11 protein-coding genes are annotated in these 13,464 nt (G+C 54.9%); 7 read left to right on the forward strand and 4 right to left on the reverse strand.

The window, feature by feature from the left end; genetic code table 11:
* The first annotated feature begins 170 nt into the window (after positions 1-170).
* From htpG to MIH19_RS08670, 6 genes are all read left to right on the forward strand, one after another.
* Positions 171-2,063: a molecular chaperone HtpG gene (gene htpG / locus MIH19_RS08645; protein WP_249008475.1), complete on the forward strand. Its 1,893-nt coding sequence runs from the start codon at positions 171-173 to the stop codon at positions 2,061-2,063.
* A gap of 19 nt (positions 2,064-2,082) precedes the next feature.
* The gene (locus MIH19_RS08650) at positions 2,083-2,301 is read left to right on the forward strand and encodes a DUF2835 domain-containing protein (protein ID WP_249008476.1); all 219 of its coding nucleotides are present in this window, start codon (positions 2,083-2,085) and stop codon (positions 2,299-2,301) included.
* Positions 2,302-2,405: 104 nt separating this feature from the next.
* Positions 2,406-3,413, forward strand: a complete 1,008-nt coding sequence (locus tag MIH19_RS08655) for a tRNA-dihydrouridine synthase (RefSeq protein ID WP_249008477.1) — start codon at positions 2,406-2,408, stop codon at positions 3,411-3,413.
* A gap of 64 nt (positions 3,414-3,477) precedes the next feature.
* Positions 3,478-5,532, forward strand: a complete 2,055-nt coding sequence (locus MIH19_RS08660) for a dehydrogenase (RefSeq protein WP_249008478.1) — start codon at positions 3,478-3,480, stop codon at positions 5,530-5,532.
* Positions 5,533-5,684: 152 nt separating this feature from the next.
* Positions 5,685-7,853: a catalase/peroxidase HPI gene (gene katG, locus MIH19_RS08665; protein ID WP_249008479.1), complete on the forward strand. Its 2,169-nt coding sequence runs from the start codon at positions 5,685-5,687 to the stop codon at positions 7,851-7,853.
* A 305-nt stretch (positions 7,854-8,158) separates the two neighbouring features.
* Complete coding sequence (locus MIH19_RS08670) at positions 8,159-8,353, forward strand: CsbD family protein (protein ID WP_249008480.1); 195 nt, start codon at positions 8,159-8,161, stop codon at positions 8,351-8,353.
* Positions 8,354-8,486: 133 nt separating this feature from the next.
* On the opposite strand, the gene MIH19_RS08675 is transcribed toward MIH19_RS08670, so the two are convergent.
* From MIH19_RS08675 to MIH19_RS08690, 4 genes are read right to left on the reverse strand one after another with little or no spacing between them, the layout of a single operon-like run.
* Positions 8,487-9,197 carry an ABC transporter ATP-binding protein gene (locus MIH19_RS08675; protein ID WP_249008481.1) on the reverse strand — a complete coding sequence of 237 codons (711 nt, stop codon included), beginning with the start codon at positions 9,195-9,197 and terminating at the stop codon, positions 8,487-8,489.
* 1 nt (position 9,198) lies between these two features.
* Complete coding sequence (locus MIH19_RS08680; RefSeq protein ID WP_249008482.1) at positions 9,199-10,404, reverse strand: ABC transporter permease; 1,206 nt, start codon at positions 10,402-10,404, stop codon at positions 9,199-9,201.
* Positions 10,401-11,552 (reverse strand): efflux RND transporter periplasmic adaptor subunit, encoded by a 1,152-nt coding sequence (locus tag MIH19_RS08685; RefSeq protein WP_249008483.1) that lies wholly within the window; start codon positions 11,550-11,552, stop codon positions 10,401-10,403. The genes MIH19_RS08680 and MIH19_RS08685 overlap by 4 nt, the downstream gene beginning before the upstream one ends.
* Positions 11,549-12,157 (reverse strand): TetR/AcrR family transcriptional regulator, encoded by a 609-nt coding sequence (locus MIH19_RS08690; protein ID WP_249008484.1) that lies wholly within the window; start codon positions 12,155-12,157, stop codon positions 11,549-11,551. The genes MIH19_RS08685 and MIH19_RS08690 overlap by 4 nt, the downstream gene beginning before the upstream one ends.
* Before the next feature lie 159 nt (positions 12,158-12,316).
* Between MIH19_RS08690 and MIH19_RS08695 the strand changes: the two genes are divergently transcribed.
* Positions 12,317-13,381, forward strand: coding sequence for a nitronate monooxygenase (locus tag MIH19_RS08695; protein WP_249008485.1), 1,065 nt, complete (start codon positions 12,317-12,319; stop codon positions 13,379-13,381).
* The last annotated feature ends 83 nt before the right edge of the window (positions 13,382-13,464 follow it).

Raw genomic sequence — 13,464 nt, forward strand, 5'->3', positions numbered from 1 at the left:
GGCTTTATAGCATAGGTGGCGTTCCGCCTTGCTACTCACTGACGTTAAATCCGCTGACTCGTTAGCCTTGAAATGCCTCCGGGTGGCCCCATTTCTGCTTCCATGATCCATGGCGTCGCACGAATCGCCACTTATTTTATGTTCCACAGTAGTCAGGAGAGATACGCACCATGACGGTTGAATCGCAAAAAGAAACTCTGGGTTTCCAGACCGAAGTAAAGCAGCTGCTACAGCTGATGATTCACTCCTTGTATTCCAACAAGGAAATTTTCCTTCGTGAGCTGGTTTCCAACGCTTCTGACGCAGAAGACAAGCTGCGCTTCGCTGCTCTGAAAGACGACGGCCTGTACGAAGGCGATTCCGAACTCAAAATCCGCCTGGCGTACGATGCCGAAGCCAATACCGTCACTTTGAGTGATAACGGCATTGGTATGGCCCGCGAAGACGTGATCAGCAATCTGGGGACTATTGCCCGTTCCGGCACCGCGGACTTCCTGAAGCAGCTGTCTGGTGATGAGAAAAAAGACAGCAAGCTGATCGGTCAGTTTGGTGTAGGCTTTTATTCGTCATTCATTGTGGCTGACCAGGTTGACGTATTTACCCGCCGCGCCGGTGCACCCGCATCTGAAGGCGTACATTGGGCGTCTAAAGGCGACGGTGAATTCACCATCGAAACCGTTGAACGCGCTCAGCGTGGCACCGAGATTGTGTTGCAGCTGAAGCCGGAAGCTAAGGAATTTGCCGATGGCATGCGCCTGCGCAACCTGGTGAAGAAGTACTCTGACCACATTTCGTTCCCGGTGGTCATGGCGTCTGAATCCGAGGAAGAAGAGCAAAAGGGCAAAGACGAAACGGTCAATGATGCCACGGCGCTCTGGACACTGCCGCGCACGGAAATTAAAGACCAGGAATACAAAGAGTTCTACAAGCACATCTCCCACGATTTTGAAGACCCTCTGAGCTGGTCTCACAATAAAGTGGAAGGCAAGCTGGACTACACCAGCCTGCTGTACCTTCCGGCTCGCGCGCCGTTTGACCTGTACAACCGCGAAACACCCCGCGGCCTGAAACTCTACGTTCAGCGCGTGTTCATTATGGACGACGCCGAACAGTTCCTGCCGCTGTACCTGCGCTTCACCAAGGGTGTGATTGATTCCAGCGATCTGTCGCTGAACGTGTCCCGTGAAATTCTGCAGAACGACAGCATCGTCGACAGCATTCGCACCGCGGTCACCAAGCGGGTTCTGGACATGCTATCGAAGCTGTCCAAAAAAGAAGGCGACGAATATCAGAAATTCTGGAACGAATTTGGCGCGGTGTTAAAAGAGGGCCCGGCGGAAGACTTTGGCAACCGCGAAAAAATCGCTGGCCTGTTGCGTTTTGCCTCTACCCACACCGGTGAAGAAGCCCAGAATGTATCTTTGGAGCACTACATCGGCCGCATGAAAGAAGGCCAGAAAAAGATTTACTACATCACTGCTGACAACTTCATGGCCGCCAAGAGCAGCCCGCATCTGGAAGTGTTCCGCAAGAAAGGCATTGAAGTGCTGATTCTGTCTGACCGCATTGACGAGTGGATGATGGGTTACCTCAATGACTTCGACAGCAAGCAGTTCCAGGACGTAGCTCGCGGTGAGCTGGATCTGGGTGATGTCGAAACCGAAGAAGATAAAAAGCACCAGGAAGAAGCTACCAAAGAACATCAAGGCCTGCTCGAACGCATCAAAAAAGCCTTGGAAGAACGGGTTCAGGAAGTGCGGGTAACCAACCGGTTGACCGATTCACCAGCCTGCCTGGTAGTGGCGGATTTCGACATGGGCGCCCAGATGAAGAAGATTATGGAAGCCGCTGGCCAGAGCGTGCCAGACAGCAAGCCGATCTTCGAAATCAACGTGGATCACCCGCTGGTGCAGCGCTTGGAGCGTGAGCAGAGTGAAGATCGCTTTGGCGAGTTGTCTGCGGTTCTGCTTGACCAGGCTACCCTGGCCAGTGGCGAACAGCTGAAAGACCCGGGCGCATACGTAACACGCTTGAACCGTCTGCTGCTGGAGCTGGCTAACTAAGCCAGACTGGACACGATCCATGCAGCGCATTGTGGTGGATATTAGCATTGGCCCTGACGAGTGGATAAAGCTCTATCAGGGCCTTGCACAAGATGTGACCGCACGGGCCCGGGACGGACGCTCTGTCCGTTTTCCGGCTCGAATTCTTTCCCGTTTTTATCTGAGCGATGGCGTTCGTGGCAGTTTTTGCATCAGCTTCAACGACCAGGGCAAGTTTGAAACCATAGAACGCGTATAATCCCTGCTTCTCTATCTCCTGATTTTTTGGCATCCTCAGTGCCACTCTTGCTATCACTCTTTTATCACTTTTTCACCGCTGTTTTGACCTGCTCTGGAGCGCTCATGCGAATTATTCTGGCCCCGATGGAAGGGCTGGTGGATGCACCTATCCGTGAAACCCTCACCAAAGTGGGCGGTATTGACCGGTGCGTGACCGAATTTATTCGCGTGACCCACGGCATGCTGCCGCCGCGAATTTTCTACAAATACGCGCCCGAACTTCATAACAACTCGCTGACCCGGGTGGGCGTGCCAGTGGCTGTTCAGCTGCTGGGTTCCGACCCGCACATGATGGCGCGCCATGGCCTGAAAGCCGCCGAGTTGGGGGCCACTCAGGTGGATATCAACTTTGGCTGCCCGGCCAAAACCGTTAATAAGCACAAGGGCGGCTGTGTGTTGATGCGCGAGCCCGAGCTGATGCACGAAATTGTTGCCGCTGTGCGCCAGGCGGTGCCTGCGACGGTTTTAGTAACCGCCAAAATGCGACTGGGTTACGACGACCGTTCTATGGGCGTGGCCTGTGCGCAAGCTTTGGAGGCAGCCGGTGCCGGCGAAATCGTGATTCATGCCCGCAGCAAAAAAGACGGCTATAAGCCGCCTGCCTACTGGGAAGAAATTGCCAAGGCGCGGGAAGCGGTAAAGGCCAAGGTGATTGCTAACGGTGACATTTTCACGGTGGCTGACTACTGGCGCTGTCGTGAAGTGTCTGGCTGCGACGATGTAATGATTGGCCGCGGCCTGGTGGCGCGGCCGGATCTGGCACGCCAAATTCGCGCCAGCCAGCGCGGTGAAAGTATCGAGCTGATGACCTGGCCAGAAGCACTGGCTCTGGTGCAGGAATACGGGGTCGCGCTTCAGGGCTGGCTGGAGGACAAATACGTAACCGGGCGCATCAAACAATGGATGAATTATTTACGCCAGGGCTTTAGCGAAGCCGAGGCCCTTTGGCCCCAGGCGCGCAAAATTCGTGAAGTGGCACCTATGTTCGAGTTCCTTAATCAGGCCACAGCTGTCGATCAACGCTTAATTGATTTCGGCCAACAGCAGGGTGTCGCGCACAGTCTAAACTAGGGTGTTGATATTTGGTATTTGGATCATAACCAGCTCGGATCATAACCAATAAGGATCGCCCCTAATGAAAACCGTGGTTAGCGTAAGTCTGGGCTCCAGTGAACACGATTACGATGTGCAAACTAACTTTCTGGGGCAATCGTTCCGGGTGATTCGAACCGGTACCGATGCAAACCAACAGCGGGCAGAGCAGATCCTGCGGGGCCTGGAAGTGGACGCGATTGGTCTGAGCATGGTCCACGACCACTATCAGGTCGGTCGCGAGCGCCTGATAAACTCGCAAACTGCGCAATTGGAAGCCTGTGTGCCAAACACATCGGTTACAACAGGCGTTGGCCTGCGGGGCATACTGCAGGAATGGGCTGTGCGCCGTACCCAGGCGAGCCTGGGGCATTTCTTTGATAATGCCCGGGTGGTGTGTCTAAACGGTAAAGCCAGCTACCGCATCGCCCGCGCTTTGAGTGAACATACCGAAAATTTTCAGTTTGCCGACCCTTACCTTGAGTACGGCGTACCCGGTTTTCTGACGTCCCTGGCGCAGCTTGAGCGCTATGTTGCGCTGACGGCACCTCTGGCCAAGCGCCCGGGTGCCATAAAAGTTGTGGACGCCCTTTTGGGCGGCCCGCTGTACCGCATGGGTGAAAAACGCGTAAAAAGAAGCTTGCAGTCGGCGGTAAAAAAAGCCCACGTCATTGTTGGCAATATGGGAGATCTGGCGCCGTTCACCCGTGAACAGCTGGACGGCAAAACCGTGATTACCTCGCGGGTGTCGGAATCCGGTCTGGACTGGATGCGCTCCCGCGGCGTGGCTATGGTGGTGGATTACAGCCCGTGGCTGGAAGACCGCCCGGTTGGCGTAAACGTGATGGAGGCGATGATCAGCGCGGCTCTTTCACGCGCGCCGGCACAACTGGGCCCCGACGATTACCTGAAAGTCATCCAGAATCTGGGCATAGAGCCACGCATTCTTTACCCCGACGGCTATCGCCGCATTAACCGCATGGCGTTTGTGATTCATCCTCTGTCACAGCAGTATCTGACTAAAACTCCACCGCTTGACCTGATTGCCGCGGTAGCACCAAAGTCGGTGATGAACCTGATCGAAAAGGCCGTGGCCTATGCGCCACCGTTTATCTATTCCGAAATCTCCGGTTTGAAGTCGCCCACTGGCGACGAAGTGGAAGGCTACCTGATTACCGTGGGTGGCACGCCAAAAGAAATCATGGCCCACGACCCAGAATTTACCTATAGCCGCCTTTTGGCTGCCGCCGAACTGGCAAAAAAATTGGGCGCGCAAATTATGGGCCTGGGTGCGTTTACCAAAGTGGTGGGCGACGCCGGTATTACCGTCGCCAAGCGAGCGCCGCTGCCTATCACCACTGGCAACAGTTACAGTGCTTCTGGTGCCTTGTGGGCTGCCCACGAGGCCGTGAAGAAGATTGGCCGCGCCAAGATAGGCGATAACGGCAAAATGCAGGGCAAGGCCATGGTGGTTGGAGCCACCGGTGCCATTGGCTCTGTGTGTGCACGCCTGCTGGCAAAAGCCGTGGATGAGATTTATCTGGCGGCACCGGAGCCGGCGAAACTGCTGGCGTTGAAAGCTGCTATTGAACAGGAAACCCCTGGCGCCATCGTGCACGTGGCCGGCGCAGCCGATCGTGATCTGGCGCAGATGGACATGATTGTGACGGCCACCTCCGGCGCGGGTAAGCGGGTGCTGGACATCATGCAGGTAAAACCTGGCTGCGTGATTACTGACGTGGCTCGACCCCTGGACATTTCAGCGCAAGACGTTGCCAAACGCCCCGATGTATTGGTGATTGAATCCGGCGAAATTTTCCTGCCCGGCAACGTACGCATGAAAGACATAGGCTTGCCCAAAGGCATCGCCTACGCCTGCCTGGCGGAAACCATGGTGCTGGCGTTGGAAGGGCGGTTCGAGAACTTTACCCTGGGCCGTAATATTAAATGGGAAAAAGTTCGGGAGATCTACAAATTAGGTCTGAAGCACGGTATGACACTGGCGGCTATTTCCGGGGTGAACGGCGTGTTCACCGAAGAAGATTTTGCGCGGGTGCGGATGCTGGCGGAGACCGCAGACGCGGCCGCACAGTTATAGTTAAAAACTAACCGCATCGGTAGTCAAAGAAAATTATATTGATGTTAGCCTGTTGCACTATAGTCAGTCCAAGCCACATCAAAGAAGAAATGTCTAATTGCTACGTTGTCTTTGAGTGGAGCCAACATCCCCCGAAAATAGTGGAGAAAAACATGGCTGATAATAGCCCTACTGCAGGTAAATGCCCGGTAATGCACGGTGGAAACACCACATCCGGCGACAGCAACATGAAGTGGTGGCCAAGCGCCCTTAACTTGGCCATCCTTAATCAGCACGATAGCAAAACCAAGCCGTTGGGTGCCGCTGTTAACTATCGTGAAGAGCTGAAAAAGCTGGATGTTGATGCTCTTAAAAAAGACCTGACCGACTTGATGACCGACAGCCAGGATTGGTGGCCGGCGGATTGGGGCCATTACGGCGGCCTGATGATTCGTCTGGCGTGGCACGCAGCCGGTTCCTACCGCGTTGGCGATGGCCGCGGTGGCGCAGGCACTGGCAACCAGCGTTTCGCTCCGCTGAACTCCTGGCCGGATAACGGCAACCTCGACAAAGCCCGCCGCCTGCTGTGGCCCATAAAGCGGAAGTACGGCAACAAGCTGAGCTGGGCTGACCTGATTTTGTTGGCGGGTAATGTGGCTTATGAATCCATGGGCTTCAAAACCTTTGGCTTCGCTTTTGGCCGTGAAGACATCTGGCACCCGGAAGAAGACATCTACTGGGGCGCGGAAAACGAGTGGCTGGCTACCAGTGACAACGAAAAGAGCCGTTACAGTGGTGATCGCGATATGGAAAACCCGCTAGCCTCGGTGATGATGGGCTTGATCTACGTGAACCCCGAGGGCGTTGACGGCAACCCGGACCCGCTTGCAACTGCCCGCGACGTGCGCGAAACCTTTAAACGCATGGCCATGAACGACGAAGAAACCGTCGCGTTGACCGCTGGCGGTCACACCGTGGGTAAATGCCACGGTAATGGCGACCCCGCAAATCTGGGCGAAGCACCGGAAGGCGCCGAAGTGGAAGAGCAAGGCCTGGGCTGGAATAAAAAGACCGGTACTGTGGGCAACCACACGGTTACCAGTGGCCTTGAAGGTGCCTGGACCACCAATCCTACCCAATGGGACGACGGCTATTTCAAGCTGCTCATGAACCACGAGTGGGAACTGACCAAGAGCCCGGCTGGCGCTTGGCAGTGGGAACCTGTGGACATGAAAGAAGAAGACAAGCCGGTGGATGCGGAGAACCCATCCGTGCGTCGCAACCCGATCATGACTGACGCCGACATGGCCATGAAAATGGACCCTGCGTACCGCAAAATCTCTGAGAGATTCGCTAGTGATCAGGCCTACTTTGAAGACGTGTTTGCCCGCGCCTGGTTCAAACTGACTCATCGCGACCTTGGACCAAAAGTGCGCTACGTTGGTCCGGAAGTACCTCAGGAAGAATTGATCTGGCAAGACCCGATCCCCGCCGGCAATACCGGTTATAACGTAGAAGCAGTTAAAGCAAAGATTGCTGCCAGTGGCTTGAACGCTACCGACATGATCAATACCGCTTGGGACAGTGCCCGTACCTACCGCGGCTCGGATATGCGTGGCGGTGCTAACGGAGCTCGAATCCGTCTGGCCCCCCAGAAAAACTGGGAAGGCAACGAACCCGAACGCCTGGCTCAAGTGTTAACCGTGCTGGAAGCTATTGCCGCAGACACAGGTGCAAGTGTGGCGGATGTGATTGTGCTGGCGGGTAATATTGGCGTAGAGCAGGCGGCCAAAGCCGCAGGTGTCAGCGTCAATGTGCCATTCTCAGCCGGCCGCGGCGATGCCACCGACGAGATGACCGATGTGGAATCTTTTGAGCCGCTGGAGCCCATTCACGATGGTTTCCGTAACTGGGTCAAAAAAGATTACACGGTTACCCCGGAAAAACTGTTGTTGGATCGTGCTCAGTTGATGGGCCTTACAGCGCCGGAGATGACGGTGCTATTAGGCGGCATGCGTGTGCTTGGCACCAACCACGGTGGCAGCAAGCACGGCGTATTCACTAACAGGGAAGGGCAACTGACCAACGACTTTTTTGTGAACTTGACCGACATGGGAAACAGCTGGAAACCGACCGGTAAAAACTCCTACGAGATTCGCGATCGCAAAACAGACGCGGTGAAGTGGACTGCTACCCGAGTAGACCTGGTGTTTGGTTCCAACTCGATCCTGCGTTCCTACGCAGAACTGTATGCTCAGGACGACAACAAAGAGCGCTTTGCGCACGACTTTGTGACCGTCTGGGCCAAAGTCATGAACGCTGACCGGTTTGATATCGCGTAAGTGTGAATGGTATTTAAAAGGGCGCTTCAACGAGAGTTGAAGCGCCCTTTTTTTATTAAAAATGACTCTTTTTAGATCAGCGTGCTTCATGTGAACATGAATATATTATGAATTAATCGCAACGCCGTAATCATTGTTAAATTTTAGCGCTTATGCGAACTTAGATAGTGACTTAGCGCAGAGTTTTTTTTGGCATCAGGTTTCTACCCTGCACTATGGTTTGATTTATCGCACTGTCGAATCGAAAGTCTAATATTGATTTTAACCAAGAGCTTAGTGAAGACTCATCAAACTTGGAGGTTGCTATGAATAAAGACATCGCTGAAGGTAAATGGAAACAACTCAAAGGCACGGTTCGTGAGACCTGGGGCAAACTGACTGACGATGAAGTAGACGAGATTGGTGGCCGTAAAGATCACTTCTTGGGCAAAGTTCAAGAAAAATACGGCATGAGCAAGGAGGATGCCGAAAAAGAGTGGGATAAGTTACATAACTCTTAAGAATTTGCGGTTTTGATCATCGCTTAAATCGATGCCTGCATTGTAATGTTTCATACATTAGGTGCAGGTATCGATTTTTTCAATCTAAAGTGAATGTTTTACACGAGCGCCTCGAACGTATTCCCCAAAGCCTTTATTCGAATCCCCGCCCTTCACCCGCTTCCTCTTGAGTCACTCCGTCGCGGATGTGATAAATGCGTTTGAACGTTGGAATAATTTTTTCATCGTGCGTCACAACGATAATCGCTGTTTCGTACTTTCGCGCCATGTGGTTGAGAATGCGAATAACGGCCATAGCACGCTCACTGTCGAGCGGTGCGGTCGGTTCGTCGGCCAATATTACCGGCGGCCGGTTGACCAAGCCCCGTGCAATGGCTACCCGCTGCTGCTCGCCACCGGAGAGCTGTGAAGGCATGGCGCTGGCACGGTGTTGCACATCCAGCGCCGTGAGCAGTTCCAAAGCCTTGGAACGGGCCTCGCCATTGGGAATACCCCGCAACATCGGCAGCAGTGCTACGTTATCGGTCACGTCAAGAAACGGAATCAGATACGGCGCCTGGAATACAAAGCCAATTTTGTCCCGTCGCAGAGCGCGCAGGTCACGCACTTTCCAGCCGTCGTCAAAGATAACCTGATCACCCAGAGTCATGCGTCCCGCAGTTGGGTCAATCACTGCGCCCAGACATTTGAGCAAAGTACTTTTGCCAGAGCCTGAAGGCCCGATCAGGCCCACAACTTCTCCTGGCGCAACCTGCATGTCCACGTGTTTTAAAGCGTCGACGGCCGTGTCACCCTCGCCATAGCGCTTGCTTACGCCTTCAATACGAATGCCTTTTCCCTTCATTTCATCCTCCGATGGCTTCGGCTGGGTCTACCTTGAGCGCCATGCGAATAGCGACAATGCTGGCCAGCACACAGATCAACATCACGGCGAAAAAACCGATGACGGAATCCAACGGCATCAATAACACATACTTGGGGAATATAGGCGCAGCGAAAGTGGCTGTAATCTTGCCTACCACGAAGCCGATGACGCCCAGCGCCAGGGCCTGCTGCATGATCATCGCGGCGATGGTGCGATTCTTGGTGCCAATCAGTTTCAGTACCGCGATTTCGCGAATTTTATCCATGGTCAGGGTGTAAATAATGAACGCTACAATGGCCGCGCTAACGACCGCAAGAATCACCAGAAACATGCCAATCTGCTTAGCCGAGGTAGCGATCAACTTGCCAACCAAAATGCCTTCCATCTGGGCACGGGTGTAGACGGTCAGACGCTTCCAACGGCGGATAGACTCCGCGACTTCGTCTGGCACCTGGCCGGGTTTTAGGGTCACCAACACGGCGTTGACGAACGCGTTGGTGCTCTGTGACGCAATTATGGCGTCTAGCAGACCGGGAACGCTGGGCCGGTTGAATGCCGGGTTAGCTTCCGTGCGCCGCCGGCTTTGCCAGATGGCGTCGTTGTCCTTCAGAAACTGAGCTTCCTGGGCGTCTTTGAGCGGTACGAATATCATTGGGTCGCCGTTTGTTGACACCATTCGCCGGGTAAGTCCCACAACGGTGTAGAAGTTGCGGCGAATAGCCAGGCGCTCACCCAGTTTGAACCCGCTGGCGATATCGGCCACGGCTTCATAGTGTCCGCGGGTGATCTGGCGGCCCGCGACCAGGTAGGGTGGCCACCCGGGGGTGACACCCAGCTCGCCGGGCGCGATGCCAACAACCATGGTGCGCACATCGCTATCGCCCTTTTGTACCTGCATGGTCAGGTAGGTCACGTTCGCAGCTTGGGCCACGCCCGGCATGGCCAGAAGGGTGCGGTAAATGTCGTCGTTCACGCTAGACGGTTCCGCGTAAGGCCCGAGCGTGTCCTTTTGTACCACCCAGATGTCAGCGCCGCTGTTGTCGAGTAGGGCTCTGCCGTCGTCTACCATGCCCCGGTAAACCCCGGCCATGGTGAGCGTCACACCAATCAGCAGGCCCAAGCCAATGCCGGTGAACACGAACTTGCCCCAGGAGTGAAGAATGTCGCGGCCGGCCAGGCTGATCACTTAGCCGCCCCTGGAATGCGGTCAACCACATTGATGCGACTGTGGGACGTTAACGCTTTTTCGCTGTAGAGCACGATTTGATCGCCATCGTTGATGCCTTCAGCAACCTGCACCCAACCATCAAGGCTGGAGGCGCCAAGAGTGACGGGGGTAAAATGCAAATCGTCGCCTGCAATTTGCCAAACACCGACGGTGTTGCCATCGCGCCTTACCGCAGCGTTGGAAATGGTCGGCGTGGTTGGTAAAGCCGGGAGGTCCACCGTAACTTCGGCCAATTCGCCGATGGGTGGCAAAGGTTCGGGAATGGTATCGAACACCACCTTGGCGAGCATTTCTTCGGTCACTGCATCGGCTTTGAGCTCAACGCGCAACACACGACCTTCCAGCGAATGCCCGCCGCGCGAGCGCAAAGCGATGTGAGCTGGCAGCCCGCCGGCCAGTCCCAATGCGCTGATCTGATCGAAGCGAACGTTGACCCAAAGACTTTCGGGATCGATAATTTCCACCACTGCTTGGCCGGCGACGATTGTCGTGCCTGGGTCGGCATAGCGCACGGCGACCACGCCATCGACCGGAGCAATCAGCCGTAAATTGTTGCGCTGCGCCACCAGTCCTTCACGGTCTGAGCGCACCCGGGCGAGATCTTCTTGAGCGCCTGCCAGAGCAGCCTCGGTGATTCTTAGCTCTTGTTGCTTAGTGGTTAGAACCTCCTCGCTTGTTGAGCGCACGGCGAACAGCTGCTCATAGCGGCGTGCTTGAGTCTTTGCGAAGGCCTGTCGTGCTTGTGCTTCACGCAACGCGGCTTGTGCGCTCCGGTATGCGGATTCCTGCGAGCGTACCCGATCATCAAGATCGACAGGGTTCATCTCGCCAAGTATTTGCCCCGACTGAACCAGGTCGCCCACTTGCACATCCAGGCTTTCAATACGCCCGGCGAACGTGGGCCCAATTTTGTAGGTGTAGCGCGCCTCAATGGTGCCTATACCGAATAGCCCGGGTGCAACTGCCCGTGACTCAACGGTTACCACCGTCACAGCAACCGGCGCCAAGGGCCCGGAGCGCAGACCAACGTAAATAAACAACACCACTAACGGAACGATAACCGCCAGCATGGCTAAGGTGCGGCCGTGTAAAGGCAGGCCTTTCATAAGTCACTCCCAATACCACGCCGATAAATTGCAAACACCCGCGGTGCTTCCTGGCGAATACGTTCGATATTGCCCGTCAGCAGCGATTGCATAACCAAGCCCTGAATCGTGCCAATAAACAGCAAGGCCGCAGCTTCGTTATCCAGTGAAGGTATCAGCTCACCATTGGACTTACCTTTCTCGATCAGCCCATGCAGGCGTTCTGCGTAGCTCTTGAGCAAGGCCTGTACCATCCGCTTGGCCGGCGTGGGTTCGGCGCGTTGAAGCTCGCCAAAAATCATACGAGGTACGCCAGGGTGCTCGGCGACGAATTCGGCGTGGCTCATGAAGATCGCCTCCATGGCCGCTAAAGGCGATTCGATTCCTTCCATGGAGCGATCAATTCGTGCAAGAAGACGTTCTGCCACCCACTCCATAACGGCCCGCCAGATGGCCTCCTTATTCGGAAAATGCCGAAACAAAGCCCCCTGGGTCAGATTCATGTGCTTGGCGATCGCAGCCGTTGTAATCTCGCTGGGATTTTTTGAACCGGCAAGCTGAAGCACAGAATCGATTATGACGGCACGCCGTTCATTGGCTGGAAGGTGATTGGGGCGATTATTCACGGTAATTTCCCTCAACTAAGATAGTAATTGGTTACTATCTTAGTTGAGGGAAATTGAACCCGCAACTAACGACACCGGGACTCAAAAAAAGGATACTGAACGCTCACGAAAGATGGGCAGGCCCAACAACACACTAGCATTGGTTTTTAAGGATTATTAATGCACGCGACTTCGGATTTTATTGAAAAACTGGGCATTCGCTTCCCAATTATTCAGGCACCGATGGCTGGGGTATCTACGCCGGAGTTGGCCGCTGCGGTGTCGAACGCGGGCGGGCTTGGCTCGCTGGGGATTGGCGCGAGCACTCTTGATCAGGCCCGAAACATGATTGAACAGACGCGCCGGCTAACCGGACAGCCGTTCAATGTGAACGTTTTTTGCCACGCCCCTGCAACGCGTGATCTTGATAGGGAAAATGCGTGGCTTGCCTATCTTGCTCCACTGTTCAGCGAAGCCGGGCTAGATACGCCTGATCAGCTCGACGAAATTTACACATCATTCCTTGTCGACGATGAACAATTCGAGATGCTGCTTGAGCTGCGCCCGGCGGTCGTCAGTTTTCATTTCGGCATACCCGCAGCCGACCGCATTGCCTGTTTGCGCGAGGCTGGCATTTACACCATGGCGACGGCGACGAATCTTTACGACGCCACGCTGATTGAACAAGCGGGAATAGACGCCATTGTTGCCCAAGGTATTGAAGCTGGCGGGCACAGGGGCATGTTTCACCCAGAGGTAACAGATGAGTGCTTGAGCACACTGGTGCTCGTGCGGTTGCTCGCGGCAAAAACCACACTTCCCATCATTGCGGCGGGCGGCATTATGGACGGCCATGCCGTCAACTCGGTGCTGAACCTTGGCGCCGTAGCCGCCCAGCTTGGAACAGCCTTTGTTCTGTGCCCCGAATCTGCGGCGAATAGCGCCTATCGCGAAAATTTGAAAAGCCAACGAGCATCGCAGACACGATTGACGGATGTCCTATCCGGCCGGCCGGCACGGGGGATGGTTAATCGATTGATTACATTTGGCGAAGCAGACGGCAGCCCGTTTCCCGCGGATTATCCGCTGGCTTACGATGCGGCTAAACGGCTCAGTGGAGCCGCGTCCAAACTGGGAAACAACGAATTTGCCGCACAATGGGCGGGGCAGGGAGCGCCGTTGGCGCGTGAACTGCCAGCGGCGGAGTTGATGAGCGTGCTGATGGCTGAAACTCGCATCGAATAGTAGATCTACCTCAATTTTGTTCAATATTCTATGCCGCCGGGCATGTCAGAATCCGCTCCTGATTCGACCGGAGAGTGTATGAC

Source organism: Marinobacter sp. M1C, assembly GCF_023314135.1.
Classification (GTDB): Bacteria; Pseudomonadota; Gammaproteobacteria; order Pseudomonadales; family Oleiphilaceae; genus Marinobacter.